Origin of the sequence: Aquabacter sp. L1I39, assembly GCF_017742835.1 — a bacterium.
GTDB lineage: Bacteria > Pseudomonadota > Alphaproteobacteria > Rhizobiales > Xanthobacteraceae > L1I39.
In genome coordinates this window covers 1286-26375 of record NZ_CP072392.1, presented here as the reverse complement: position 1 = coordinate 26375, position 25090 = coordinate 1286, and the positions used below count along the sequence as shown (strand labels likewise).

The 25090-nt window shown below is 66.4% G+C and carries 25 protein-coding genes; 14 read left to right on the top strand and 11 right to left on the bottom strand.

Translation table 11 applies throughout. From position 1 onward, the window contains the following. Nucleotides 1–57 precede the first annotated feature (57 nt). Nucleotides 58–834: a sulfite exporter TauE/SafE family protein gene (locus tag J5J86_RS00140; RefSeq protein WP_209102907.1), complete on the bottom strand. Its 777-nt coding sequence runs from the start codon at nucleotides 832–834 to the stop codon at nucleotides 58–60. Between the two features lie 222 nt (nucleotides 835–1056). On the opposite strand from J5J86_RS00140, the gene J5J86_RS00135 reads away from it, so the two are divergent. The 5 genes from J5J86_RS00135 to J5J86_RS00115 all read left to right on the top strand — a co-directional run bounded on the left by J5J86_RS00135 (nucleotide 1057) and on the right by J5J86_RS00115 (nucleotide 4808). Further along, entirely contained in the window at nucleotides 1057–1974 is a 918-nt protein-coding gene (locus J5J86_RS00135) for an MBL fold metallo-hydrolase (protein WP_446698648.1), read from the top strand. Between the two features lie 54 nt (nucleotides 1975–2028). Continuing rightward, nucleotides 2029–2949 (top strand): 16S rRNA (cytidine(1402)-2'-O)-methyltransferase, encoded by a 921-nt coding sequence (gene rsmI / locus J5J86_RS00130; protein WP_209102906.1) that lies wholly within the window; start codon nucleotides 2029–2031, stop codon nucleotides 2947–2949. Beyond that, nucleotides 2942–3373, top strand: a complete 432-nt coding sequence (locus J5J86_RS00125; RefSeq protein WP_209102905.1) for a YraN family protein — start codon at nucleotides 2942–2944, stop codon at nucleotides 3371–3373. The genes rsmI and J5J86_RS00125 overlap by 8 nt, the downstream gene beginning before the upstream one ends. 89 nt (nucleotides 3374–3462) lie before the next feature. Further along, on the top strand, nucleotides 3463–4410 hold the full coding sequence (gshB, locus tag J5J86_RS00120) for a glutathione synthase (RefSeq protein ID WP_209102904.1): 948 nt from the start codon (nucleotides 3463–3465) through the stop codon (nucleotides 4408–4410). A gap of 83 nt (nucleotides 4411–4493) precedes the next feature. Further along, a complete protein-coding gene (locus tag J5J86_RS00115) occupies nucleotides 4494–4808 on the top strand; it encodes a polyhydroxyalkanoic acid system family protein (RefSeq protein ID WP_209102903.1) in 315 nt (104 codons plus the stop codon). 6 nt (nucleotides 4809–4814) lie between these two features. Here J5J86_RS00115 and J5J86_RS00110 read toward each other — a convergent pair whose 3' ends face one another. Continuing rightward, a complete protein-coding gene (locus tag J5J86_RS00110; RefSeq protein ID WP_209102902.1) occupies nucleotides 4815–5597 on the bottom strand; it encodes a class I SAM-dependent methyltransferase in 783 nt (260 codons plus the stop codon). Between the two features lie 250 nt (nucleotides 5598–5847). On the opposite strand from J5J86_RS00110, the gene J5J86_RS00105 reads away from it, so the two are divergent. Further along, a complete protein-coding gene (locus tag J5J86_RS00105; protein WP_209102901.1) occupies nucleotides 5848–7380 on the top strand; it encodes a YifB family Mg chelatase-like AAA ATPase in 1533 nt (510 codons plus the stop codon). A 130-nt stretch (nucleotides 7381–7510) separates the two neighbouring features. Here J5J86_RS00105 and J5J86_RS00100 read toward each other — a convergent pair whose 3' ends face one another. Continuing rightward, nucleotides 7511–8146, bottom strand: coding sequence for a hypothetical protein (locus J5J86_RS00100; protein WP_209102900.1), 636 nt, complete (start codon nucleotides 8144–8146; stop codon nucleotides 7511–7513). A 327-nt stretch (nucleotides 8147–8473) separates the two neighbouring features. Here J5J86_RS00100 and J5J86_RS00095 point away from each other — a divergent pair, with 327 nt between their 5' ends. Continuing rightward, the gene (locus J5J86_RS00095) at nucleotides 8474–9499 is read left to right on the top strand and encodes a GNAT family N-acetyltransferase (protein ID WP_209102899.1); all 1026 of its coding nucleotides are present in this window, start codon (nucleotides 8474–8476) and stop codon (nucleotides 9497–9499) included. A gap of 83 nt (nucleotides 9500–9582) precedes the next feature. Then, nucleotides 9583–10005 carry an alternative ribosome rescue aminoacyl-tRNA hydrolase ArfB gene (gene arfB / locus J5J86_RS00090; RefSeq protein ID WP_209102898.1) on the top strand — a complete coding sequence of 141 codons (423 nt, stop codon included), beginning with the start codon at nucleotides 9583–9585 and terminating at the stop codon, nucleotides 10003–10005. A 63-nt stretch (nucleotides 10006–10068) separates the two neighbouring features. On the opposite strand, the gene J5J86_RS00085 is transcribed toward arfB, so the two are convergent. After that, the gene (locus J5J86_RS00085) at nucleotides 10069–10344 is read right to left on the bottom strand and encodes a metal-sensitive transcriptional regulator (protein WP_425532455.1); all 276 of its coding nucleotides are present in this window, start codon (nucleotides 10342–10344) and stop codon (nucleotides 10069–10071) included. 589 nt (nucleotides 10345–10933) lie between these two features. On the opposite strand from J5J86_RS00085, the gene J5J86_RS00080 reads away from it, so the two are divergent. The 6 genes from J5J86_RS00080 (at nucleotide 10934) to J5J86_RS00055 (ending at nucleotide 17567) form a co-directional block, all read left to right on the top strand. Continuing rightward, the gene (locus J5J86_RS00080; RefSeq protein ID WP_247658357.1) at nucleotides 10934–13252 is read left to right on the top strand and encodes a heavy metal translocating P-type ATPase; all 2319 of its coding nucleotides are present in this window, start codon (nucleotides 10934–10936) and stop codon (nucleotides 13250–13252) included. Between the two features lie 124 nt (nucleotides 13253–13376). Further along, nucleotides 13377–14144, top strand: a complete 768-nt coding sequence (locus tag J5J86_RS00075) for a ComF family protein (protein ID WP_247657811.1) — start codon at nucleotides 13377–13379, stop codon at nucleotides 14142–14144. A 115-nt stretch (nucleotides 14145–14259) separates the two neighbouring features. Continuing rightward, the gene (gene grxC, locus J5J86_RS00070; RefSeq protein ID WP_209102894.1) at nucleotides 14260–14514 is read left to right on the top strand and encodes a glutaredoxin 3; all 255 of its coding nucleotides are present in this window, start codon (nucleotides 14260–14262) and stop codon (nucleotides 14512–14514) included. 132 nt (nucleotides 14515–14646) lie between these two features. Next, the gene (locus J5J86_RS00065) at nucleotides 14647–15531 is read left to right on the top strand and encodes a carbon-nitrogen hydrolase family protein (RefSeq protein WP_209102893.1); all 885 of its coding nucleotides are present in this window, start codon (nucleotides 14647–14649) and stop codon (nucleotides 15529–15531) included. Beyond that, entirely contained in the window at nucleotides 15528–16016 is a 489-nt protein-coding gene (locus tag J5J86_RS00060; RefSeq protein WP_209102892.1) for a DUF1178 family protein, read from the top strand. Before J5J86_RS00065 ends, J5J86_RS00060 begins: the two co-directional genes overlap by 4 nt. 243 nt (nucleotides 16017–16259) lie before the next feature. Then, nucleotides 16260–17567 (top strand): lytic murein transglycosylase, encoded by a 1308-nt coding sequence (locus tag J5J86_RS00055; RefSeq protein ID WP_209102891.1) that lies wholly within the window; start codon nucleotides 16260–16262, stop codon nucleotides 17565–17567. Nucleotides 17568–17698: 131 nt separating this feature from the next. On the opposite strand, the gene J5J86_RS00050 is transcribed toward J5J86_RS00055, so the two are convergent. From J5J86_RS00050 to J5J86_RS00020, 7 genes are all read right to left on the bottom strand, one after another. Further along, nucleotides 17699–19435, bottom strand: a complete 1737-nt coding sequence (locus tag J5J86_RS00050; protein ID WP_209102890.1) for a hypothetical protein — start codon at nucleotides 19433–19435, stop codon at nucleotides 17699–17701. A 104-nt stretch (nucleotides 19436–19539) separates the two neighbouring features. Beyond that, nucleotides 19540–20346, bottom strand: coding sequence for a glycosyltransferase family 2 protein (locus J5J86_RS00045; protein WP_209102889.1), 807 nt, complete (start codon nucleotides 20344–20346; stop codon nucleotides 19540–19542). Next, nucleotides 20330–20731, bottom strand: a complete 402-nt coding sequence (locus J5J86_RS00040) for a GtrA family protein (protein ID WP_209102888.1) — start codon at nucleotides 20729–20731, stop codon at nucleotides 20330–20332. The genes J5J86_RS00045 and J5J86_RS00040 overlap by 17 nt, the downstream gene beginning before the upstream one ends. Before the next feature lie 23 nt (nucleotides 20732–20754). Continuing rightward, the gene (locus tag J5J86_RS00035) at nucleotides 20755–21912 is read right to left on the bottom strand and encodes an FAD-dependent oxidoreductase (RefSeq protein WP_209102887.1); all 1158 of its coding nucleotides are present in this window, start codon (nucleotides 21910–21912) and stop codon (nucleotides 20755–20757) included. Further along, nucleotides 21909–22931 carry a hypothetical protein gene (locus tag J5J86_RS00030; RefSeq protein WP_209102886.1) on the bottom strand — a complete coding sequence of 341 codons (1023 nt, stop codon included), beginning with the start codon at nucleotides 22929–22931 and terminating at the stop codon, nucleotides 21909–21911. The genes J5J86_RS00035 and J5J86_RS00030 overlap by 4 nt, the downstream gene beginning before the upstream one ends. Continuing rightward, nucleotides 22921–23790, bottom strand: coding sequence for a sugar phosphate isomerase/epimerase family protein (locus J5J86_RS00025; protein ID WP_209102885.1), 870 nt, complete (start codon nucleotides 23788–23790; stop codon nucleotides 22921–22923). Before J5J86_RS00025 ends, J5J86_RS00030 begins: the two co-directional genes overlap by 11 nt. Next, entirely contained in the window at nucleotides 23787–24737 is a 951-nt protein-coding gene (locus tag J5J86_RS00020; protein WP_209102884.1) for a hypothetical protein, read from the bottom strand. Before J5J86_RS00020 ends, J5J86_RS00025 begins: the two co-directional genes overlap by 4 nt. Between the last annotated feature and the right edge of the window lie 353 nt (nucleotides 24738–25090).

The following is a 25090-nucleotide window of genomic DNA, read 5'->3' as shown; positions in this document are numbered from 1 at the left end:
ACGCATACCGCCCCTGCGGCCATTTGGCGAGAGAGGGGCGCCGCGCGCCGATCAACTTCAGCCGATCAGGCTGCGCGCCAGCACATAAAGGCCCACCGAGAAGACGATGACGGCGAAGGCCACGTTCAGCCGGCCCTTCTGACCCGCCAGCACCTTGGACAGGCGCATGCCGACGAGGCTTCCCGCCGTGCCGCCGCCCACAACCATGGCCGCCAGTGGCCAGGAGACGAGGCCCGACAGGGCATAATTGGCGGAGGTGGTCAGGCCGAAGGCGGTCACCGCCACCAGAGAGGAGCCCACCGCATTCAGCATGGGCATGCCGGTGGAGATGACGAGCCCCGGCACGATCAGGAAGCCGCCACCAATGCCGAAGAAGCCGGAGAGCGCCCCGCTCCCCATGCCGACCCCCACCACGCGCGGAAACGATTCCCGCGACAGCCGCACCGCCGGATCTCCGGCCGCGCCCCGGCGTTTCAGCATGACGAGGGCGATGACCATCATCACCACTGCGAACAAGGCGAGCAGGTGCTGCCCATTGGTGGCCTTGCCCAGGGTGGAACCGACGAAGGCGCCGAGGATGCCGGCGGTGGCGAAGGTCAGCGAGCACGGCCACTTCACCTGTCCCGCGCGGGCATAGGCAGCCAACGAGAGCGCCGCATTCACCGTCACCGCCACGGCGCTGGTGCCGATGGCCAGATGCGGATCATGGAGGCCGACGAAATAGACGAGAAGCGGCACCGCCAGCACCGACCCTCCCCCACCCACCAGGCCCAGGGAAAAGCCAACCAGCGTTCCGGCCAAAAGGCCGAGCATCAGTTGCAGCAGGGAGATCATGGCCGGAGGCCTTGTGTCTTGGGGATGGCGCGAGCGGCAAAGTCGGGAACCGGGACGGCGCATCGCAACGGGGAATGGGTCATCTGCGTCTTTTATTTTAGTATTTCATATATTGCTAAATTAAAAAAACACGCTAACTTTGTCAAATGCATTCGGGGTGCGGGACCGGGGAAAACCCGGGCCCGGCCACCCCGTCCAACCCGCAAGCAGGAGATGAACGCCATGTCCGCGAATGCCATGTCCGCTGAGACAAAGCCGGTGATCCGGGCCTTCTTCGACGAGCCCACCAACACCATCAGCTATCTGGTGGCGGACCCCGCCACCGGGGATGCGGCGGTGATCGACCCGGTGCTGGACTATGACCACAAGGCCGGCACCGTGGACACGCGCTCGGTGGATGCCATCCTCGCCGCCGCCATTGAGGCGGGCTACCGCATCGTCTGGACGCTGGAGACCCACGCCCATGCGGACCATCTGTCCGGCTCGCCCTATATCAAGGGCAAGACCGGCGCGCGGATCGGCATCGGCGACCACATTGTCGACGTGCAGCGCATCTTCCGGCCGGTCTTCAACGCCACCGACCTGAAGACCGACGGCAGCGATTTCGACCACCTGTTCAAGGACGGAGAGCACTTCGCCATCGGATCGCTCACCGCCGAGGTGCTCTATACGCCCGGCCATACGCCGGCCGACGTGTCCTACAAGATCACCGATGCGGTGTTCGTGGGCGACACCCTCTTCATGCCCGATTACGGCACCGCCCGCGCCGACTTCCCCGGCGGCGATGCCCGCCAGCTCTATGGCTCCATCCGCAAGCTGCTGGCCTTGCCGCCGGAAACCCGCCTCTTCATGTGCCATGACTACAAGGCGCCCGGACGCGACACCTATGCCTGGGAGACCAGCGTGGCCGAGCAGCGCGCCGCCAATGTGCATGTGCGCGAGGGGGTGAGCGAGGAGGATTTCGTCGCCATGCGCACCACCCGCGATGCCAAGCTGGCCGCGCCCGTGCTGCTCCTGCCCTCCATCCAGGTGAACATCCGCGCCGGCAAGTTCCCGCCGGCCTCGGCCAATGGCGTGCACTACCTCACCATCCCGGTGAGGACGAAGAGCGGCGAGCCGGTGGAGAAGATCGCCTCCTGAGAAGGCGCGGATTGGACGGGCGGGCGGGCGCTGGGATCTGCTATAAGGCGGCCCATGAACGCCTCGCCTCCCGCGCCCGACCGTCCGCGCGCCTATGTCATCGCCGGCACCCGCCTGCCCGCCGCCCGCCTCGCGCCCGGCCTGCACGTGGTGGCGACCCCCATCGGCAATCTGGGCGACATCACGCTGCGCGCCCTGGAGACCCTGGCCGGGGCCGACGTGATCGCCTGCGAGGACACCCGCATGTCCCGCCGCCTCTTGGACCGCTACGGCATCGAGGCGCCGCTCGTGCCCTATCACGACCATAATGGCGCCAGCATGCGCCCCCGCCTGCTGGCCCGCCTTGCGGCCGGCGAGGCGGTGGCGCTGATATCCGACGCCGGCACGCCACTCGTGTCAGACCCCGGCTTCAAGCTGGTGGTGGAGGCCGCGCAGACCGGCCACCGCATCCATCCCTTGCCCGGCGCCTCCGCGCTCCTGGCCGCCCTCGTGGCGGCGGGCCTCCCCACGGATCGCTTCCTGTTCGACGGCTTCCTGCCGCCCAAGGCCGGCCAGCGGGCCGGGCGCATCGCTGAACTGAAGGCCTTCCCCGCCACCCTCATCCTTTATGAAACTGGCCCCCGCCTGCCCGAAAGTCTCGCCGACCTCGCCGAGGGCCTCGGCGCCCGCCGGGCGGCGGTGTGCCGGGAACTGACCAAGGCCTTCGAGGAAGTGCGCCGGGGCACGCTCCCCGAACTTGCCGCCCATTATGCCGAGGCCGGCCCGCCCAAGGGCGAGATCGTGCTCGTCATTGGCCCGCCCTTGGAAGAGGCCGCCGGCGATACGGACGTGGACAGCGCGCTCCGCACCGCGCTCGCCGACCACTCCCTGAAGGATGCGGTGGCCGCCGTGACCGCCCTCACCGGCCGCCCCAAGCGCGACGTCTATGCCCGCGCCCTCGCCCTGACGCGCGGGCCGGAGGACAGCGATGGCTGACCGCCGCCCGGCAACGCCCAAACCGACCGGCCCCAAGCCGCCCCACTCGCCGGCCCGCACCACCGCCCACGCCGCCCGCACCTATGCCCGTGGGCTCCAGGCGGAGGACAAGGCGGCGGAGCGCCTGGTGGCCCTGGGCTTCGAGATTCTCGCCCGGCGGGTGCGCACCAAGGCGGGCGAAGTGGACCTCATCGCCCGGCTGGGCGATCTCCTGGTCTTCTGCGAGGTGAAGGTGCGGGCGGACCTGGCCACCGCCGGCGAATCCCTCCTGCCCCGCCAGCGCCGCCGCATCGCCGCCGCCGCCGAAGCCTATCTCGCTGATCATCCCGAGCTTGCCGCCCTCAACATGCGCTTCGACGCGGTGCTGATGACCACTGCCGGCGAGATGGAACATGTGCCCGGGGCGTTCGACGCGAGCTTCTGAAGCGACGAAAAGCCCCCGCTCTGGCGGCGGGCGGTTCGCGGCTATAGATAGGGGGAACCTTCCTCCCTGGCGCTCGCCGGAGATCCCTTATGACCCTTCAGGTCGCGGTCCAGATGGACCATATCGCCCGCATCAACATCGCCGGCGATTCCACCTTCGCCTTGCTGCTGGAAGCCCAGAAGCGCGGCCACAGCCTCGTCCACTATACGCCCGACCAATTGGCCATGCGCGACGGCACGGTGTACGCCACCGTCGAGCCGCTGACGGTCAAGGACGAGGCCGGCGCCCATTTCCAACTGGGCGAGAAACGCCGGGTGGCGCTCTCCGATTATGACGTGGTGCTGCTGCGCCAGGATCCGCCCTTCGACATGGCCTATGTGACCACCACGCACTTGCTGGAGCGCATCCACCCCAAGACCCTGGTGGTGAACGATCCCGCTCATGTGCGCAACGCGCCGGAGAAGATCTTCGTCACCCACTTCCCGGATCTGATGCCGCCCACCCTGATCACGCGCGACCTTGCCGAGATCAAGGCGTTCCGGGCCGAGTTTGGCGACGTGGTGATGAAGCCGCTTTATGGCAATGGCGGGGCCGCCGTCTTCCGCCTGACGGCCGATGACCTGAATTTCGGCTCGCTCTATGACTTCTTCGCCGCCACCTTCCGCGAGCCCTGGGTGATCCAGCGCTTCCTGCCCGAGGTGAAGCATGGCGACAAGCGCATCATCCTGGTGGATGGCGAGGCGGCGGGCGCGGTGAACCGCGTGCCCTCCGAGGGCGACCTGCGCTCCAACATGGTGCGCGGCGGCGCCGCCCGGCCCACCGACCTCACCGACCGCGAGCTGGAAATCTGCGCCCGCATCGGCCCGGCCCTGCGCGAGCGGGGGCTTTTGTTCGTGGGCATCGACGTGATCGCCGGCAACCTCACCGAGATTAACGTCACCTCCCCCACGGGCCTGCGCGCCATCAAGCGCCTGGGCGGCCCCGACATCGCCGCGCAGATCTGGGACAATATCGAGGACAAGCGCCGGGCGGCCTGAGCCGCCCCATCGCCCCCTGAACCGGACCGGCGCCCGCGCGTTGTTCAAGCGCGCAGCAGGGCGCCCGCATGGAAAGCTGAAGCATGGCCCAACCGCTCACCGTCTCCATCCCCCACCGCCTCGGCAAGGACGAGGCCACACGGCGCCTCCAGAAGGGCCTCACCTCCGTGCGCGGTCGCTTCGCCGACAAGCTGGTGGTGGAGGAAGAGACCTGGACCGACAGTCACCTCGCCTTCCGCATCGCCGTGCTCGGCCAGAAGGCGCAGGGCGAGATGAACGTGGCAGAGGATGCCGTGCATCTGAGCGTGGAACTGCCCTGGTTCCTCCAGATGATGGCGCAGAAGGCCAAGGACATGATCCAGAAGCAGGGCCACCTGCTCCTGGAGAAGAAGAGCTAGGCTCCGTCAGGCGCGCGAGAGCGTCAGGCTGGCATTGTCCAGCATGAAGGAGCCGTCCTCCTCGATGGCGAAGTGATCGCGCACCAGGTCCGCCGCCAGGGCCTGGAGCGAGCGGATGGCGTCCACATGGAGCGCGTCCGTGCGGATGCGCGTGACCCAGGGCTGGAATTCCAGCCGGATGCGCCGGGCTTCCACACGCTTCACCTTGAAGCCCGCCTGCTCCGCCATGGCCTTCCACTGGGCCACCGAATAGTCGCGCACATGGGAGGGGTCGCGCAGCAATTCCACCGCCTGGAGGAAGGTGTCCAGCAGCGGATGGGCGGGTGCCACCGCATCCATGAAGATGGCGGTGCCGCCGGGCTTCAGCACGCGGTGCGCCTCGGCGAGGCCCGCCGGCACGTCCGACCAGTGATGGGCGCTGTAGCGGGAGGCGACGAGATCGAAGGCGCCGTCGGAGAAGGGCAGCGCCTCGGCAAAGCCCACCTGCGTGGTGATGTTCAAAAGCCCGCGCCGGCCCGCCTCGGCCGCCACCGCGCCCAGCATGTCGGAGGAGAGGTCATAGGCCGTCACCTGGCCCACATGGGGGGCGAGGGTGAAGCTCACATGGCCGCCACCGCAGCCCAGGTCCAGCGCGGCGCCAAAAGCCTTGCCCTCCACCGCCTGGGCCAGCGCCGACAAATCCTCGCCGCTAGCATGGACCGCGCTGGTCACATAGGCCGCCGCCTGGGGGCCGAACTGGCTTTCCACCAGGGCCTGGATGCCGCGGACATCGGCGCTGTTCGTGCTCATGGTGATCTCCCGGACGCCGTTTTCATTGCGTGATTAAGGCAATGTCCCTCATGCGCCCGTTCCGGGACGGGGGCAAGCACCGGCGCCGCACACCTCCCACATCCGCCATGCGCAGGGCCACTCATCGTGCCACCACGATGGGCTGCCGCAGCCCTGCGAATGACCAACGTTCCCATTTCGTTCTTGTGTCGCGGGCGGTGGCGGGTTACGCTGAGCAACCTTGGGATGTGGGCACGGACGGGAGGGGGGCGTGATCCAGCGGGTAGCGACGGTGGCCTTCGCGGGCGTGGACGCGCGGCCCGTGGACGTGCAGGTGCATGTGGCGGCGGGATTGCCCGCCTTCACCATTGTAGGTCTTCCCGACAAGGCGGTGACCGAGGCCAAGGAACGTGTGCGCGCCGCCCTCATCGCCTCCGGCCTTGCCTTGCCGGCGCGGCGCATCACCGTGAACCTCGCCCCCGCCGATTTGCCCAAGGAAGGCTCCCACTATGACCTGCCCATCGCGCTTGGCTTGATGGCGGCCATTGGCGCCATCCCTTCCGATAGCCTTTCCGGCTTCACGGTGGTGGGGGAACTGGGCCTCGACGGCACCATCGCGGCGGTGGCGGGCGTGCTGCCGGCGGCCATCGGCGCCAATGCGCGCGGCCATGGCCTGGTCTGCCCCGCCGCCTGCGGCGCAGAAGCGGCCTGGGCCAGCCCGGACATGGCGATCCTCGCCCCTGACAGCCTGATCCAGTTCGCCAATCACGTCACCGGCCGTCAGATCCTGTCCCGGCCGGACCCGCGCATGCGCTCGGGCGTCCAGGGCCTTCCGGACCTGAAGGACGTGAAGGGGCAGGAAACCGCCCGCCGGGCGCTGGAAGTGGCGGCAGCCGGCGGTCACAATCTCCTCTATGTGGGCCCGCCCGGCGCCGGCAAGTCCATGCTGGCCCAGCGCCTGCCCTCCATCCTGCCGCCGCTTTCGCCCGCCGAAATGCTCGACGTGTCCATGATCGCCTCGGTGGCCGGCGCCATCGAGGACGGCGCCCTGATGGACCGGCGCCCGTTTCGCGCGCCCCACCATTCCGCCAGCATGGCCGCCATGGTGGGCGGGGGCATGAAGGCGCGGCCGGGCGAGGTGTCGCTCGCCCATCACGGCGTGCTGTTCCTGGACGAATTGCCGGAATTCTCGCCCCAGGTCCTCGATTCCCTGCGCCAGCCCCTGGAAACCGGGGAGGTTCTGATCGCGCGGGCGAACCATCGCGTGAGCTATCCCGCGCGGTTCCAATTGGTGGCGGCCATGAATCCCTGCCGGTGTGGGCGCGCGGGCGAGCCCGGCTTTACCTGCAAGCGCGGCCCGCGCTGCGCTGACGAATATCAGGCGCGCCTCTCGGGTCCGTTCATGGATCGCATCGACATTCACCTGGAAGTACCGGCGGTGCGGGCGAGCGACCTGGTCTCTCCTGCCCCTTCGGAAAGCTCGCGCGACGTTGCGGCCCGCGTCGCCAATGCCCGCGCCGTGCAACGCGAGCGCTATGCAGCGCTGGGCCGCCCGGACGTGTCGATGAATGCCCACGCCTCCGGCCCGCTGTTAGATCAGGTGGCAGTGCCGGATGGACCGGCCCTAACTTTGCTGCGCGATGCCTCGCAGGCCATGAACCTGTCGGCGCGGGGCTATCATCGGGTGCTGAAGGTGGCGCGGACGCTTGCGGATCTCGCCGGGGCCGAGACGCTGGGCCGCCAGCATCTGGCGGAGGCGCTCGCCTATCGCGCCCTCGCTGACCGAATCCGCGCCGCCGCCTGAACCCAAGAGGACAGGCGGCTGGAAAGGCCGGTGTTCAGATCGGGGAGCAGGTGGATGGGCGCCATCGCAGGCGCCCGGCCCATGGGCTCGGCCGGTCGCCTGCGGGACGCGCCTCGATGGTCCGATGCCGTCAATAGTTGGCGGTCACCGCGAGTCCTTCATAATAGCGGATTTCGCAGAGGTCGCCGAGTTGCACCTGCTGGAGGTCAGCCAGCACCTGGGCGTTGGCGGCTTTCACCGTGCGCACCAGGCCTTCCGGCCCCTCGAAGGAGATGGTGCCGTTGGCCTTGTCGATATTGACCAGGATGTTGGTGACGGTGACTTCCCGGAAGCCGAAATCCTGCGGCCAACCCGGCAGGCCGTCCTTCAGCACCACTTCGGCCGAGACGCGGCCGGGCGTGCCCTGGTGCGCCTTGCCCAGATAGGTGACGGTGCCGGGCAGCACCCGCACGGTAATGGAGCGGCTATTGGCCATGGCCATCACGTCGCCGAACAGCGGCGGCACGACCACCGACCAGCGCTTGCCATTATTGCCTTCCAGCACCACGCGGCGGTCAGCCGGATCGGCGGAGACGAAGCGTGCCTGATAGGTCAGCACGGTCATGGGGCCGACACCGGGCACATCCACCGTGGTCACGCTGGACGGGATGGGGCGCGGCTGGGCCGATGCCTCTTCGGCTCCGAACAGGACGACGCCACCCAGCAGAGCGGCGGAGAGGGCGGTAGCGCGCATCCGGGCACCGGTGCCGCGAGAGATCCCAATCATGTATCACCCCTTGTTGCTCCGCGCCCCCGGCGCGGCGATGCCGCCCGCCGTCGCCGGCGGGCCTTACCCTGTCATCGCACGACTTTTCCTCCAAAAGCGTGAACGCGGCCGGAGCGCGGCGCCACATTGGCGCACGGGGCAAAAAAGAGCTGTACTCCCAACAGCCTTACCTAAGGTGATGAAGTGTGACTGTCGCATTGTCACATGGGCGTATGAATCTTATGGTGGTGTCCACGGTCATGCGGAAAAGGGTGACGCCGCCGGCCTCGGTCTGCGGCGGCAAGCGCCTGAAACGCCGACCGTGACGGCCCAGGGAGGGGTCGCTCCATGAAACGCCAGGTGCCGGAACCTCACCTTCAGCCCGCCTTCAACCTGCCGGCCTTGCTGGGCAAAGGCATAGACGTGGCGCGGGTCAGTTTCGCCGATCCGCTGGCCTGGGCGCAGGGTGGCGTTCCCGGCATTCCCGGCTCCCAGAAGTTTGTCAGCGACCTGCGGGCCTATTCCGGCATCCGCCATCGCGAAGTGCTGGCGCTCGGCGAGCCCGCCGTTCTCGGGCGCCTCGGCGCGCTGGAAGTGCGCCTTGCCCGCACCGCCCGCGACGTGCGCAAGGCGCAGAAGCTGCGTTACAAGGTGTTCTACGAGGAAATGTCCGCCTTGCCGGACGGTCCCGCCCGCCTCGCCCGGCGCGACATGGACGCCTTCGACGCCATTTGTGACCACATCCTGGTGCTGGACCATGACGAGGGCAAGATGGTCCTCGGGCGCAAGAAGCCCAAGGTGGTGGGCACCTATCGCCTGCTGCGCCAGGACGTGGCACGCCGCCATGGCGGTTTCTACACCCAGGCCGAGTTCGATGTGAACCGCATCGTCGACGCCCATCCGGACTTGAAGTTCCTGGAGCTGGGCCGCTCCTGCGTGCTGAAGCCCTACCGCAACAAGCGCACGGTGGAGCTGCTCTGGCACGGCATCTGGACCTATATCCTGCGCAACGACATCGACGTGATGTTCGGCTGCGCCAGTCTCGAGGGGACGGACCCCTCCGCCCTGGCCCTGCCGCTCTCCTTCCTGCACCACAACGCGCTGGCGCCGGAAGAATGGCGGGCCTCCGCCATCCCGCAGCGCTATGTCTCCATGAACCGCATGGCGCCTCAGGACATCAACCTGAAGGCGGCCATGCAGTCCCTGCCCCCGCTGGTGAAGGGCTATCTGCGCCTCGGCGGCTATGTGGGCGACGGCGCCGTGGTGGACCACCAATTCGGCACCACCGACGTACTGGTCATCCTGCCCCGCGCCGTCATCAGCCCGCGCTATGTGGAGCATTTCGGCCCGAGCGCGAACCGCCACGCCATCTGACGGCGGGGCGAGAGGCGCTCCACCCTTGCGCGGCGACGCAAGCTGCCGCATGTGGACGGCATGACCCGCCGCGAGCCGCGCTCATGATCGCGATCACCCACCGCATCGCCCTCAACGAGGACGAGTTGGACTTCGCCTATGTGCGCGCCTCCGGCCCCGGCGGGCAGAATGTGAACAAGGTGTCCACCGCGGTTCAATTGCGGTTCGACGCACTGGCCTCCCCCAGCCTGCCCGAGGGGTTGAAGTCGCGCCTGCCTGCCATCGCGGGCAGCCGGATGACGCAGGACGGCGTCGTCATCATCCACGCCCAGCGCCACCGCACCCAGGAGCGCAATCGCGAGGATGCCATTAACCGCTTGGTGGAGATGCTGCGCGAGGCGGCTTATGTGGCCCCCATCCGCCGCAAGACGCGACCGACTTTGGCCTCCAAGGAGCGCCGGCTCGCCGCCAAGGAGCGGCGCGGCAGCGTGAAGAGCCTGCGGCGGGGGCGGGTGGACGTGGACTGACGGATCTGGATAGGACGCGCACCGGCGCGCGGCCGTTCAGCAGGGGGACGCTGCTTAGCCGGCTTATCGCTCCGTCCGCGCCAGCACGTCCATGAGCTCGGCCACCTTCTTGCGCTGCTCCTCCGCATTGCCGGAGCGGATGGCGTGCTCCACGCAGTGAGCCACATGGTCGCGCAGCACTTCTTCCTCGGCCTTGCGCAGCGCGGCGCGGACAGCGGCGATCTGCGTTACCACATCGATGCAATAGCGGTCCTCCTCCACCATCTTGGCGATGCCGCGCACCTGCCCTTCGATGCGATTGAGGCGTTTCAGAACGGATGTCTTGGCTGTGGGTCCCATGCTTGCCATATACCCCCCATGGGTATATCAAACAAGGGAGCAGATACCCCCGTGGGGTTTCTTTTCGCGGAAACTGAGCCAGCGCAAAGACGCCCCCCTCCCCTTGCCCTGTGGTGAGGCCATGATGGCAGACAAGACCGACCCCGCCCGCACGCACGCTTCCGCGCCCCATCCGGCCAAAGGCCAGTCGGCGGAGGGGCATGGCAGCTGCTGTTCGAGCCCCGCGCCGCTGGACCTGTCCAAGCCGGCCCCGGGCGCGGATTGCTGCGGCGGGGCGCCCCAGGCAGAGCCTGGCGCGCACGAGGCGCACGTTCATAAGGAAGACGGCGGATGCTGCGGTGGAGCTGAGCACACTTCCGCTCCGGCGCCGCACGCCGGTTGCTGCGCACCGCCTGCGCCCCTCGACCTGTCCGCCGCCCCCCGGGCGGTGGCGTACAGATCGGTGCTCAAGCCGGACACCACGCCGGAGCCGTCCAGCCATGCCTGCTGCTCCGCCCCCGCGCCTCTGGACCTGACGCCGCCAGCCGCCTCCTGCTGCGGCGGGCATGGGGACCACGGCCACCAGCACGGGCACGACCATGCGGACCATATGCACGCCGGTCACGCGCCCTCCCCTGCGGCCAGCCATCTGGTGAAGGACCCGGTGTGCGGCATGGATGTGGACCCGCACACAGCCAGGCACCGCTCCACCTTCGAGGGGCGGCCCTATTATTTCTGCAATCCCAGCTGCAAGACCAAGTTCGACGCTGATCCGGCGCGCTATCTCTCCGGCCAGCCCGTCCCCGCCGAGCCGGTGCCCGAGGGCACCATCTATACCTGCCCCATGGATCCGGAGATCCGCCAGGTGGGGCCGGGCACTTGCCCCATCTGCGGCATGGCGCTGGAGCCGGAACTGGTCAGCCTGGACGACGGCCCCAATGAAGAACTGGCGGACATGACCCGCCGGTTCTGGATCGGCCTGGCGCTCGCCTTGCCAGTCTTTGTGCTGGAAATGGGCCAGCACCTGTTCGGCCTGCATTTGCTGCCGCAGCAGATGTCCAATTATGTGCAATTCGCCCTCGCCACGCCCGTGGTGCTGTGGGCGGGCCAGCCCTTCTTCGCCCGCGGCATCGCCTCGGTGCGGACCGGGCATCTCAACATGTTCACGCTCATCGCTATCGGCACGGGCGTCGCGTATGCCTATTCGCTGGTGGGCACCTTCCTGCCCGGCCTCTTCCCACACGGCCTGATGACCCATGACGGCGCGGTGGCGGTCTATTTCGAGGCAGCGGCGGTGATCACCGTGCTGGTCCTGCTGGGCCAGGTGATGGAGCTGAAGGCGCGTGAGCGCACGTCGGGCGCCATCAAGGCGCTGCTGGGCCTTGCCCCGAAGACCGCCCGCCGCGTCCGCCCCGACGGGACGGACGAGGACGTGGCCCTCGACCTGATCGCCAAGGGCAACCTTTTGCGCGTGCGGCCGGGGGAAAAGGTGCCCGTCGACGGCGTCCTCACCGAAGGGCGCGGGGCGCTGGATGAATCCCTCGTCACCGGCGAATCCGTCCCCGTGGCCAAGCGCGTCGGCGATCCCGTCATCGGCGGCACGCTGGCTGCCACTGGCGGCTTCGTCATGCGGGCGGAAAAGGTGGGCCGGGAAACCATGCTCGCCCAGATCGTGCAGATGGTCGCCACCGCCCAGAGGTCGCGGGCGCCCATCCAGCGCTTGGCCGATATCGTTTCCGGCTGGTTCGTGCCCGCCGTGGTGGCGGCAGCGCTCATCGCCTTTACCGCCTGGATGCTGGTGGGGCCAGAACCGCGCCTTGCCTATGCGCTCACCGCCGCCGTCTCCGTGCTCATCATCGCCTGCCCCTGCGCGCTGGGTCTGGCTACGCCCATGTCTGTGATGGTGGGCGTGGGGCGCGGCGCGCAGGCAGGTGTTCTGGTGAAGAATGCCGAGGCCCTGGAACGCCTGGAGAAGGTAGACATTGTCGTAGTCGACAAGACCGGCACGCTGACCGAAGGCCGCCCCCGCATCGTTGAGATGCGGGCGCTGGACGGCGATGCGGACCGCCTGCTCCGGCTCGCTGCGAGCCTGGAGCGGGGCAGCGAGCATCCGCTGGCCGCCGCCTTCCTCACCGAGGCGAAGGCCCGTGACCTGGATCTCGCCGACGTGCAGGATTTCGAGGCGATCACAGGGGGCGGCGTGCGCGGCCGGGTGGACGGCGCCGCGGTGGCCGTGGGCCATGCCGGCTTCATCGCCGAAGGCGGCCCGCATTGCCGGCCGCTGCTGGCGGAGGCGGACGCGCTGCGCCAGTCGGGCTCCACCGTGGTGTTCATCGCCCTGGACGGCAAGCTGGCGGGCCTTGCGGCCATCGCCGATCCCATCAAGGCCAGCACCGCCGCAGCGCTCAAGGCGCTCAAAGCCGACAAGGTGCGCGTGGTCATGCTCACTGGCGACAACCTCACCACCGCCCAGGCGGTGGCCAAGCGCCTCGGCATCGCCGAGGTGCATGCGCAGGTGCGGCCCGAGGACAAGGTGGAGAAGGTGAAGGCGCTGCGCGCCGCCGGCCATGTGGTGGCCATGGCGGGCGACGGCGTCAACGACGCCCCAGCCCTGGCCGCGGCCGACGTGGGCATCGCCATGGGCTCCGGCACCGACGTGGCCATGGAGAGCGCCGGCATCACGCTTCTGAACGGGGATCTGGCCGGCATCGCCCATGCCCGCTCGCTGTCGCGGGCCACCATGGCGAACATCCGGCGCAACCTGTTCTTTGCCTTCGCCTATAATGCGGCCGGCGTGCCCCTGGCGGCGGGCGTGCTCTATCCCGCCTTCGGCCTCCTGCTCTCGCCCATGGTGGCGGCGGCGGCCATGTCGCTGTCCTCGGTCAGCGTCATCGCCAATGCGCTCACCTTGCAGCGCTGGAGACCCTGATCGCCCCCGCGCATTGCGCCCTCTTGCCGCCTGCGCGGGGCGCGCGCATCTTTATCTCGATCCGGCCTTGCTGCCGGCGAGCGGGGAAATCATGGACGAGGTGCATCTCCCGTCCAGAATCAGCTTGCGCACGCGTCTTGCCCCTTTCGGCCGGCTGGCTGGCGGAGCTGCGGGTGTGCTGGTGGATCTCGTCCTGCCGCCCACCTGCATTTCGTGCCAGGCGGTGATGGCTGAGAAAGGGGGCCTATGCGGTGCCTGCTGGCCGCGCCTCCGTTTCATTTCCCGGCCCTTCTGCGAGCGCCTGGGCTCTCCGCTGCCTTTCATGCCTGTGGGCGATGCCGGCCCTTATCTCAGCGCGGAGGCGCTTGCTGACCCGCCCGCCTTCGACCGGGCGCGGGCGGCGGTGGTGTTCGGCGCCGTCTCCCGCGATTTGGTTCATGGACTGAAATATGGCGACCGGCTGGAGCTGGCCCGGCCCATGGCACGCCTCATGGCCCAGGCGGGGCGCGATGTGCTCGCAGAGGCAGACATCCTGTTGCCCGTGCCTCTGCACGCATTCCGCCTCTGGCGCCGCCGCTTCAACCAATCCGCGCTTCTGACGCGCTATCTCGCCACCGCGGCGCAAAAAAAGTGGAGGACAGACGCGCTGGTCCGCACGCGTGCGACACCCTCTCAGGTATCGCTGAGCCGGCTTGAACGCCGCCGCAACGTGTCGGGCGCCTTCGTTGTTCCGGGTGCCGCGGAGGCGCATGTGAGCGGGCGCCGCATCCTGTTAGTCGACGATGTGCTGACCACCGGGGCCACCCTGGACGCCTGTGCCCGCACGCTCCGCCGGGCGGGTGCGACCCATGTGGACGCCCTGACCTTCGCGCGGGTTGTCGAAGCCGGCTGAAAACCCATATTATGCAACACTTCCGTGACGGCCTGCGCCGTTCCCAACTCTTTGATGGAGCGCGTTCAGCTTGGATTGCAAGGCAGTTCGAGGTGAACGCGCTCTAGGGGCCTTTATGAAACCCATCGTCATCTACACCAAGAATTGGTGCTCCTATTGCCACGCCGCGAAGGAGCTGCTTCGCCGCAAGGGCTGGACCTTCACCGAAATCGACGTGACCACGGATCCCGCCGGCCAGGCGGACATGTCCCAGAAGGCGGGCGGCCGCACCTCCGTGCCCCAGATCTTCATCGGCGACACCCATGTGGGCGGGTGCGACGACCTGTATGCCCTGGAGCGGGAGGGCAAGCTCGACGCTATGGCGGTGTGACAGCAGGCGCAAGCGCGCGCCCTGCGCTGAGCGGATGCATGGTAGAGAAAACGTGACCCGGTCCGATTGCGGTGCCATCGGACCGGCGCCTGCTCTAGACTGAAGCGAGAACCGGAAAGCCTGCGAGATCCCATGAGCTCCTCAGCCTCCTCCCAGACCCTGCGCGTCGGCCTCGTCCAGCTGCGCACCGGACGCGACGCGGGCGCCAATATCGACATCGCAAGCGCCCTCATCCGCCAGGCCGCGGAGGCCGGTGCGCGCTATGTGCAGACGCCGGAAACGACCAATCTCATGGAGTTGGACCGCTCCATCCTGTTCGAGCAGTTGAAGGAGGAGGAGGACGATTCCTCCCTCGCCGCCTTCCGCGACCTCGCCCGCAGCCTTTCAATTCACCTGCATGTGGGCTCGCTGGCGCTGAAGGTATCCGACCAGCGGGCCGTCAATCGCGGCTTCCTGATCGCCCCCGACGGGGAAATCACCGCCCGCTACGATAAGATCCACATGTTCGACGTGGATCTCCCGAATGGCGAAAGCTACCGCGAATCCACCGCCTACAAGCCCGGCGAACGCGCCGTGCTTGGTCATGTGGAAGGGATCGGGCTCGGGCTGACCATCTGCTATGACCTGCGCTTCCCGGCTCTCTACCGGGCTCTGGCGGAAGCCGGCGCCCAGGTGCTCACGGTGCCCGCCGCCTTCACACGCCCCACCGGCGAGGCGCATTGGCACGTCCTGCTGCGCGCCCGCGCCATCGAGAACGGGGCCTATGTGCTCGCCGCCGCCCAAGGCGGGCGTCACGAGAATGGGCGCGAGACCTATGGCCATTCGCTGGTGATCGATCCCTGGGGCCGGGTGCTCGCCGAGGGCGGCAGCGATCCGGGCGTCATTCTCGCCGAGTTGGACATGACGGAAGTGGAGGCGGTGCGCCAGCGCATCCCCTCGCTGCGCCACGGCCGCCGCTTCGAGATGGCGGAAGGCCGGCCGGCCGGCCACCTGCACCTGGTGGGAGCGCCCACGTGATCCGCTACACGCTCCGGTGCGACAAGGATCATACGTTCGAGAGTTGGTTTCCCTCCTCCGACAGCTATGAGAAGCAGAAGGCGCACGGCTTCGTCGCCTGTCCCACCTGCGGTAGCGTGGCGGTGGAGAAGGCCGTGATGGCGCCCTCCGTCGCCCGCACGGATCGCCCCCGTGACGCCGAGCCGCGGACGCCCGAGGTGGCGGGTGATATGCCACCCGCCGCGCCGCCGGCCGCCGAGCAGATGGCCCTCATGTCCGAACCCGAGCGCGAGTTGCGGCGTATGCTGCGCGCCGTGCGCGACCATGTGACGAGCACGGCCGACTATGTGGGCGACCAGTTCGCCGACCTCGCCCGCAAGATGCACCAGGGCGAGGTGGAGCATCGCTCCATCTATGGCGAGGCGACGCCCGACGAGGTGCGCACCCTCAAGGAGGAGGAGGTGGAGGTCTATGCCCTGCCCGTCCTCCCCGATGAGCGCAACTGAACACCACGTTCCATGGAGCGCGGCGAAACGCGCCTGCCGCCGCACAAACTTGCCCTGCGTTAACCCCGGCGCAACCATATTCACGGCCCATTAGAGGCCGAGCCGCTCGCCCTTCAGTCGGGAGCGGGCGCAACTGGGGCAAGGCTTCCGCCACGGCTTCCACAGCGGCGAACCGCAGCCGGTTCGCGCGGGAGCCGGCGGGGGCACAAGATGTGGCGGCATGGCCGCCGGGATGAGGCGCACATGGCACACAGGATCACCCGCTCCCTCCGCGTCGCTGCTTTCGGCGCTGTCCTGGCCGGCGGCTTCGCCGCGGGCGCCTGTGCACAAGTGACAGGGTCCATTTTCGATCCACCGGCCACGCCGGCTCCGGCCCCCGCACGCTCCAGCCACCCGCTGATGACGCCGCAGGCGATCGCGGCTGCCGAAGCCAATTTCGGCACCTGCATCGCCGGCATGTGGCCGCAGGCGCAGGCCAAGGGCGTCTCGCGCCGCACGTTCGAGCGCTATACGTCCGGCCTGACGCCGGACATGAAGATCATGGACTTCCTGGACCAGCAGCCGGAATTCTCCAAGCCCATCGGCGATTATGTGAACATGCTGGTGACCGAGCGCCGGATCACCCGCGGCAAGGAGATCCTGGCCAAGTACAAGCCCATTTTCGACCATGCGGAAAAGGCCTTCGGGGTGGACCGCTATGCGGTGGCGGCCATCTGGGGCATCGAATCGGACTATGGCAGCCCTTCGGGCATGGGCAATCGTTCCGTTCTGCGGTCCACCGCGACACTGGCCTGCATCGGCCGGCGGCAGGACTTCTTCCGTGATGAGTTCCTCGCCACCCTCCAGATCCTGGAAAAGGGCGATGTGCCGGCCGACCATCTGAAAGGCTCTTGGGCTGGCGCCTTCGGCCCCACCCAGTTCATGCCCACCTCGTTCCAGCGCTTCGCCGTGGACTTCGACGGCGACGGCAAGCGCAACGTGGTGGATTCCATCCCCGACGTCATCGGCTCCACCGCCAACAATCTCAAGCTGGACGGCTGGGAGTTCGGCCGCACCTGGGGCTATGAGGTGGTGCTGCCGGCCAATTTCGACTACCGCTACGTCGACCGCTCTCGCAAGATGACGCTGGCCCAGTGGGCATCGCTGGGCATCAAACGGCCCGGTGGTCGGGACTTCCCGCGCGCTTCCGACACCGCGTTTCTGCTGCTGCCCGCCGGTGCCAAAGGCCCTGCCTTCCTGATGCTGCCGAACTTCTCGGCCATCCTGAAATACAATCCCGCCGACGCCTATGCCCTCGCCATCGGCCATCTCTCCGACCGCCTCCGCGGCGGCGGCGCCTTTGCGCAGAACTGGCCGGATGAGCGGGCGCTCAGCCGCAGCGAACGCGTGGAACTGCAGAACCTGCTGATTCAGCGCGGCTACGATATCGGCACCGTGGACGGCATTCTCGGCCAGAAGACTCGCGTTGCCGTGCAGGACTTCCAGGCCCGCGCCGGCATGTTGCCGGATGGCTACCCTTCAGTGGCCGTGCTGGACCGGCTGCGGCGATGATGCGGAGCCGACGGAACGAGGCTTGAACCCAGGCCTTCCCGCTCGAGGCGTTCTCATCCGGCGCCACCGAGCGCCCATTCGCACCGGTCTGAGGCCGCCGCATCCGGGGCCAGGGCGCCCTCGGTCTGCGATCAAGCGGCGTGTTGCCCCGCGAACAAGGCGAGGCAAGCTGACGCCATGGCAAGAGCGAGCACCGCCGCGGTCGCCAAGTCCGTCCATTGCCGCTGACGACCATCAGCGGGTGAAGCGCCGGCGGGAGCGGCCATCCCTGCGGCCTCACGCTGCCACGGTGCGAGCGCCGCCGCCAGGACGAGGAGCATCAGGACGGACAGTTGCATGGCAGGGCCGATATACATGAGGTTGTCTGTGGCAAAACTCGCGACACCCACAATGGCGAGCAGGAACAGACGACAACTGATGAAGATCAGCAGCGCTGCCGCCACGCCAAACATGCGCCACGCCCCAACCCGGGAGCGGCGGGCGAGACCAAGCATGGCGAGCCCCAGAGTCCCGATTGCCACCACATAAAAGGCGTCCCGATAGATCGGCGTGATCGCCGTTATGGCCCGGATCGCAAGGCCCGGCACAGCCTCGAAATTTGCCAGGAAAACCGGCCGATAGGCCGGTGACTGGAAGGCGTACGGCCTGTTCAGTTGCGCCAGCAACGCCTCCATCTCCTGCGGCGACCCGGAGCTTGCCTGCACCAGTTGCAGCGGCGCGTTGAAGAGGAACAGCCGTCCGACCAATTGACCGAAATACATCGGCATTTCCATCAGATCGGCCGTTTGGATGGTCGGCAATTGCGGAATGGGGCGCCATATGCAAGTCAGGCGCCCGTCATCACAGGCCTTGCCCACCTCATCAGCCACCGCACGGTAGAACTTGGCCGCCGTCGCTGGAGACGCATGGAATCCAGCCTGCCAAGCGCCCCACCTGAAGGCCCAGTGCCACCACCCATTGGCAATCTCGCCGCATGTCTTGGGGCGTGGCGAACAGCCGAAGGTCCAGTAATCGGGGGCTTCCAGGATGGGTTTCAGCGCCGCAAAGCTGGGGCTCACCGCATAGATGGCCTCACGGGTCGCGCGTGTGACCCCAACCCCGCTTTTTTGGCCACCATCGGTGACACTGGCAAGCCGCGACGTGGCCGCCACGAAGTCGGCATCCCCCATCTCCGACACCGTCCAGCGCCCATAGACCTTCTGGTTCAAGGCCCCCACCGTCACCGGCAGGACAGCGGCACCAACGCCGAACGCGAGGAGCATGCCGGGCACGGCCCGCCAGTTGCGCGCCAGGACCGCCAGCAGCACGACCAGCCCAGGCAGCATCCAGATGCCTTCTTCACGCGTGATCCAGGTCCAGCCGAAAGCGAACCCTGCGGCAAGAAAGCCCGTCAGCCGCCAGCGGGAGCGAAAACTCAACAGCATCAGCCCGACAAAGAGCAGGATCTGAGAGGGATAGATGGATTCGCGCAGAATCCGGACCGTGGAGAACACCTGCGGATGGAACAACAAGAGAGGCACCGAGATCACCGCGGGCCAGGCCACTCCCGTGAAACGCCAGAGACCCGCCGCACAGACGAGGACCGCAAGAAGCCGGAGAAGCGCAACCCCCATCGGATAGGGAATGCCCAGTGCGTCGAGACCTGCCACAAAAATCGGAAAGCCGGGGGGCTTGGCGAGCACGCGGTCATTATAGACGCCCATCCACTGGCCCGCTGAAACGGTCCGAGCCTGGGCGAGGTAGAGCGCATCATCATGAGCGGCGTGCGAAAGCAGGGCGGCGGGCTGGTTGATCGAGATCAACAGAAACGCAATGCTCGTCGCGACAAGAACGGCCAAGATGAGAATTAAGACCGGCGCGCGTTTCATCTCACCCCCCTCATATACTGCGTTCGGCCCGCGCCGCTGGGATAGACCCCCCGGGCAAACCTGCCCCGTCCTTGAGCATGGCTTTGGGCCACTGCCGCGACGCCTTATCGAGGCGCAAATCGCCCGAGGGCAGCATCAATGGCCTGCCTGAGCAAGGCGAGCTTTGCCCCGCTGCCTCGGATCTTCGTGGGTGTCGGCTGCCCCTTCGGATAGGAGCGGCGCACGGGTATCTCGCATACCCGCAAGCCCAGCTGGCCAGCCCGAACGGTCAGGTAAAAGAGCAGTTCGTAATTTACGAACACGTCCCGGAAGGGCCGGACCTTCGGATGCAGCAGGTATCGTCGCGAGTAGGCTCTGTATCCGTTCGTGGTGTCCGTGAAGAAGCGCCGTCCCGAGACGCTCATGAGCGGAGCGTGAATGAGCCGGTTGCCAATCGTGCGCTCCAACGGGGTATTCTCCGCCTTTCCGCCGGGGCGATAGCGGGAGCCCTGGATATAGTCATAGCCCTCATCGAGCTTCTCGACGAAGCGCACGACAGCCTCAACGCCGTCCTTCCCATTGCCATCAATGGTGATAATGCCCTCATACTGCTCGGCGAGGCCCCAGGCATAGGCCATGCGGAGCTGAGCACTGAGGCGGCCGGGTCCTGTCTTGCGCAGGACCGCGCGGACACATGGCACGGAGGAGATGAAGTCTGCATCCAGTGAGCCGTCGGTAGAGCCGCCATCAGCCACGACGACGTCCACATCAAGGCCCGCCTGCGCGATCGCCAACAATTGTCGGCGGATGCGCTCGCCCTCATTGATCACCGGGATGACCAGCAGGTGGCGATGGGACTTCGGACGGTAAAGCACAGCCTCGCTTGCCGGCACCTGCCACTCTTCTGCGGAGAAATCAGCGCCCGATTCCATTGAGTTCTCCCTGATGGCCGCGGCGATAGACGACGAATCGGCTGAGCAGATAGTTGGCGACAAACGAAACACCCGACGCACAGACCAGAGCCAGAAGGCTGCCGAGCGGCCCATGAAGCGGATGGGAAAGCAGCGCGACTACCCCGACACGGATGCCGAGCACGGCGACCATCATGACAAAGTAAAGCGTCACCCGCCGCCCTGACACGCGACTGTTCGGCGACCGGAAGGTCCAGAATTCGTGCAACACATAATTGAAAAGGGCGCCGGAGAAGAAACCCGCGACGGCAGCGACCTCCAGCGGTACCCCCGCCAGGTTGGCCAGTGACCAGGCAATGCCGAGGTCGAGGAAAAGGCCGCCGACCACCACGAAGCCGAAGCGCACGAGAGGAGAGCCAATTGAAGCTCTCATGCGACGCGCCCCGGCTGGTCGAGGAGGAGCCTGTGATGTGCGTGCTCGAGTGCCCCACCCTCTCGTTTCAGCAGTACGAAAAGGTCGTAAATGTTGTCGATCTTTCCCCCCATCACAGAGGTGATGTGGGAGCTTGATGGATTGCGCTGGAACAGGATCGGCCGGCCGTCGTCCCGCTCATTCTTCAGCAGGACCGCCTTGACGTCATAGAGCGACCGCACGTACCGCATATCGGCAAGGCAAGGCAGGTACCGCTGCGAATCAAGAAGCATGTGGCGCACGCGGCTTTCCCGCGGCATCCGTTCGCCGACCTCATAGGCCGAAAGCCCTCCCGGCGTGTCCAGCCAGCTGGCATGCGGCGTGTAGCGCACATGCGTGAGCGAATAGAGACCGGCCGCCGGATAGGGCATGACCGAAAAGAAGGCGCCGTCCATCACCGTCACGCCCAGCCCCTCCAGATCGTGTGGCGGCTCGACCAGCGCGATCTCGGTGAACTCATAGCGCACAGGCGCCAGAGGAAGGTTCGCCAGGCGCAGAATCTGGTTGATCTGCGCGTAGGTCACGTTGAAGACTCTGCGTCCTCTCACGACGGAGCCGTCCGACAGGTGCAGGACGGCAGCGTCCGCTTCCTCATTGGCGTCAACGACCGATGTCTGCATCCTCACTTCGATGCCACTGGAGAAAACGCGGTCGGTTAGCTTGTGTTGGAGAACCGAATAATCAAACGCGTGCTCCCGGCAGGCGAAAGTCTCCTCAATCATCCTGCGGTCGAAAAGCGCAGCCTCCGCTTCCCGCGCGGGCCGGATCGGCGCCTTCAAGTCATGAAACATGCGAAAGAAACGCCCAGCGGACACCTTGGACCGGGACCGGGCGATGGCATACAGCATCTGGAAGTCGTCCACGACGGCTTCCGGAAAGTCCTGGGCGAATCGGTCGCTGAGAGCGGCCGACCGAGCGGCTGTGACAAAGCTGCGGGGATAGTGAAACCCAGTATGCACCCTGGCCTGATTCACGCGGGACGCGCGCATGAGAAAGGTATCGCCCGCTTCCACGAGCAGGATGCGTGACGTCACCGAGCGCAAAAAGAGCGCCAGGCAACAGCCATAAAATCCACCTCCGATGACGATGTAGTCGTAGTCATGGCTCGCCGTCATGGGGCCGATCCACCCGCCGGGCCTCTATCATGAGGGACTTCCGGCGCGTGGCCCATCTCCACGGAGACATTCAGGTCATGGATCTGCGCCGGGAGATCTGTGTTGCAGATCTCTTCGACCACCGTGTCGGCCACTTGGGGCTCGAGATGTTCAAGGATCTTCTGCAGGCCCATGGATAGTCCGAGAATGGCGAGCGCCAGATACCCGGCAGTGCCCGCCTGAATGATGGATGTGGTGAACCAGCCGGGCTGAACGTGGCTCGCAAATATCACGACGCCAACGGCAAAGATCGCATAGGCGAGCGCCCCCAGCACCACCACGCACGACAGCAGCCCCACTCCGATCAGCGCCACCGGTGCGGCATTCACCGACAGTTGGTAGGCCAGCGCCACACGGCGCCAGAACGTCGCGTCACTGCTTGCAGAAATGCGAGTGAAAGGGGCGGGAATGTGAAGGATAGGCAAGCCCTGCCCCAAGGGGGGAAAGCGCAAGGCAAGATTGTACTGCGGATGCGCAAGCAGGCGGCTCATCCACACGCGGGGAATGGCGATGGTGCGCATGTCCCCCGAGGAAATCATGAATCGACTCGCCGAACCCAGAGCCTGTAGCAGCCGGTTGGTCCAGCTGCGCTGCTCGCGCGTGAAAACGGTCACTGCATTCTGATCAGAGGCGGCCGCGACCATGCCCGGCAAGTCGAGGGCGCCCGCTTCTGCAAGGGAGGTTATGACGACCACGTCCCCGATCGCCTCATTGGCTGCCACAACGCGGTTGGCATAATGCCGGCGTGTCCCGCGCACCTTGATGACACGCACATGCGGGCTGCCCGAGAGACAAGCGGACAGCAAATCGTCGGCATCACCGACGCGCGCGATGATCAACACTTCGAAATAGCGAAACCGAGCAGAAATCTGCCGGCTCGCCTTTAGGACGACCGAAACATCATCCTCCGAGGCGAGGGGCTCCGGAAAACACAGCGAGACGAAGATGTCCTCTCGCAGCGGTTTCGGCTCAGGCTTCATCTGCGCATCCACACCCGGCTTCGACCCCAGTCTGGTTGATGGCATCCCGAAGGAGACGGATCGCATTTTCCACTGCATGCATCCCGTCGTCAGGAACCGCCTTCATTTCAATCGAGACAGCCCCCTTATAGCCTGCCAAGGCCAAGGCACGCAGCAAGGCAATCGCTTCATCCGAGGAGGCTGGCGCAGGCTCTAGGAAAGGTCGGCTCAAATGCACATGGGAGATCCGGTGCCGACCGGCAGTCACAGCCTCCGCCATATCCCCATAACGACCGGTCATATGCAGGGCGCCCGTGTCGAAATTGACCGTAATGCCCGAATGATCGAGGCGGTCGACGACCGCAAGGGTCTCTGCAAATGTGGTCATGAAGTTGGTGCCATATTGAGCCGGGTTCGGCTCCAGGGCAATGACGGCACCATTTTCCCGAGCAAGCTCGCCGAGAGGCCCGAAGACATCCGCCACGCGCTGCTCCACTTCGGCAGCCTGCATCCCATCCGGGATGACCCGTTGGCGCGGTGAACCGAAGACCAGGTTGCCGATGCCGAGACGACCCGCCAGCCGGATCGCACGGCTCAAGCCGTGGTCCAACCGCTTCACCTCCTCGGAGGTCCCGAACAGCGCCGCACCTTCGACCCCGAAGAGCAGGGATTGCATGGATACCATGGTCAGCCCGAAGGCCGCAGCCTCCGAGAGGCGGTCCTGGACCACGTCTTCCGAAGGGAAGACGTCAGCTACGGCCTCTCCAAGCAGCAAACCCGGGGCGATCTCAAGGCCTGAAAATCCTGCGTCCCGCAACATCCGGTAGGCCTGGAGGCGCTCGGAGCCCTTCCAGGCGATATTCGACATCGCGAAGATCATAGGACTGCCTGCGATTTGTAGAAGACGTCAATTTCCGAAAGAACATCGTGCCGCGATTGGATATAGCCGTCCGGACCACCCCAGGCTTTCGAATGCAGCGTCCGCATATCCTCGTGATAGGGGTGGCCGGAGCGCGCGGTCAGGTCTTTGCCGGTGAGGGCGTGGTACACGTCCGCCGCCCGCAGGGGTTCGGGAGCAAGGTGAATCAGAGGCACATCCTGGCTTATCACGCGCTCCACGTCTGACCACAATCGCCCAAGGCCATAATACTGGAAGGTGCTGTCCGCGTGGGTGAAGTTCAGCGCTGTGAATCCCAGATTGAACAGTGCCGTAGTGAGCATCGTTCGCTCGGGCCCCGCCAGAAGGGACCGATCGATCGCGAACATGCCCAAGTCTGCGGAGAAGCGATAGACTCGGGCGAAAATCGCCGCGGCATCCGCCGGGAGGCGATCCATGAGGTCAGAGAACTTGTCGGCGGAAAGGAAGGATGGAACCGGGTTGATGATGTCGAAGAGGAAGTTCTTTTTCAATCCTTTCCCGAACAGGGCGGGAAGGCGCAGGATGTGGCACCGTGGAAAGCGGCTCGCCACCTCAACTTCCAGGAAACGGCGGTTTCGGCCATAGGCCTTCGCTGTCTCGAAATGCACACTCGTCTCGTCCAGGCCTGCGGCCGCATCACCGAGCACGGCAATGGTGGAAATCAGGACAAAATGCTCGGCCGTTACCCCGGATATTGCATCAAGGAGGCCACTGATCTTTCTCAAGTCGGCGTCGGGATCTTTGTTGGCAGCCCACATGGTTGCTGGCGCAGCTGCGCAAACAACCGTCTCAAATGAGCGCCCGGCGATGTCTGCTATATTTTTCGAATTGAATGAGGCATCGAAATGCGTCTGCGCGCAAAGATTCGTACCGACGAAGCCCGTGTATCCGATCAGCGCTCGTGACATCATCGCCCTGCAAGACTGAGTTGAGGCCAGTGTACACTGCTAAGACTTGTCGCACTCCTTAGTCGGTTTCGGTCAAGGGGCCGATGGGTGACGGCGTCGCACCCCGGCCCGGAACGCGTGCGTGCGGGGCGGCGCTGGCCTAACCCTCGGAGGATACGCTGTCCGGCTTTTGTGTCCTGTTCGTGCTGGTTCGGCCGTGGACTTTTCCTCTGGAGCCCGCAGGACGCTTTTTGGGCGGGTGCGGGGCTGGGGGAGAAGCAGAGGGGAGGCGGATCGGCCCCCTTCTCGCGCGCGAGTTCTGTGTGTCGGACACGAAAAACCCCCGGTGCTCTTTCGAGCATCGGGGGTTTTGT

Coding starts and splice junctions, on each gene's coding strand:
- J5J86_RS00100 (WP_209102900.1), bottom strand. CDS start 8,146: ATGATTGGGATCTCTCGCGGCACCGGTGCCCGGATGCGCGCTACCGCC.
- J5J86_RS00030 (WP_209102886.1), bottom strand. CDS start 22,931: ATGAAGCCTGAGCCGAAACCGCTGCGAGAGGACATCTTCGTCTCGCTG.
- J5J86_RS00115 (WP_209102903.1), top strand. CDS start 4,494: ATGGCCCAACCGCTCACCGTCTCCATCCCCCACCGCCTCGGCAAGGAC.
- arfB (WP_209102898.1), top strand. CDS start 9,583: ATGATCGCGATCACCCACCGCATCGCCCTCAACGAGGACGAGTTGGAC.
- J5J86_RS00125 (WP_209102905.1), top strand. CDS start 2,942: ATGGCTGACCGCCGCCCGGCAACGCCCAAACCGACCGGCCCCAAGCCG.
- grxC (WP_209102894.1), top strand. CDS start 14,260: ATGAAACCCATCGTCATCTACACCAAGAATTGGTGCTCCTATTGCCAC.
- J5J86_RS00065 (WP_209102893.1), top strand. CDS start 14,647: ATGAGCTCCTCAGCCTCCTCCCAGACCCTGCGCGTCGGCCTCGTCCAG.
- J5J86_RS00085 (WP_425532455.1), bottom strand. CDS start 10,344: ATGGGACCCACAGCCAAGACATCCGTTCTGAAACGCCTCAATCGCATC.
- rsmI (WP_209102906.1), top strand. CDS start 2,029: ATGAACGCCTCGCCTCCCGCGCCCGACCGTCCGCGCGCCTATGTCATC.
- J5J86_RS00140 (WP_209102907.1), bottom strand. CDS start 834: ATGATCTCCCTGCTGCAACTGATGCTCGGCCTTTTGGCCGGAACGCTG.
- J5J86_RS00055 (WP_209102891.1), top strand. CDS start 16,260: ATGGCACACAGGATCACCCGCTCCCTCCGCGTCGCTGCTTTCGGCGCT.
- J5J86_RS00080 (WP_247658357.1), top strand. CDS start 10,934: ATGCACGCCGGTCACGCGCCCTCCCCTGCGGCCAGCCATCTGGTGAAG.
- J5J86_RS00045 (WP_209102889.1), bottom strand. CDS start 20,346: ATGGAATCGGGCGCTGATTTCTCCGCAGAAGAGTGGCAGGTGCCGGCA.
- gshB (WP_209102904.1), top strand. CDS start 3,463: ATGACCCTTCAGGTCGCGGTCCAGATGGACCATATCGCCCGCATCAAC.
- J5J86_RS00035 (WP_209102887.1), bottom strand. CDS start 21,912: ATGACGGCGAGCCATGACTACGACTACATCGTCATCGGAGGTGGATTT.
- J5J86_RS00025 (WP_209102885.1), bottom strand. CDS start 23,790: ATGATCTTCGCGATGTCGAATATCGCCTGGAAGGGCTCCGAGCGCCTC.
- J5J86_RS00050 (WP_209102890.1), bottom strand. CDS start 19,435: ATGAAACGCGCGCCGGTCTTAATTCTCATCTTGGCCGTTCTTGTCGCG.
- J5J86_RS00135 (WP_446698648.1), top strand. CDS start 1,057: ATGTCCGCGAATGCCATGTCCGCTGAGACAAAGCCGGTGATCCGGGCC.
- J5J86_RS00110 (WP_209102902.1), bottom strand. CDS start 5,597: ATGAGCACGAACAGCGCCGATGTCCGCGGCATCCAGGCCCTGGTGGAA.
- J5J86_RS00095 (WP_209102899.1), top strand. CDS start 8,474: ATGAAACGCCAGGTGCCGGAACCTCACCTTCAGCCCGCCTTCAACCTG.
- J5J86_RS00020 (WP_209102884.1), bottom strand. CDS start 24,737: ATGTCACGAGCGCTGATCGGATACACGGGCTTCGTCGGTACGAATCTT.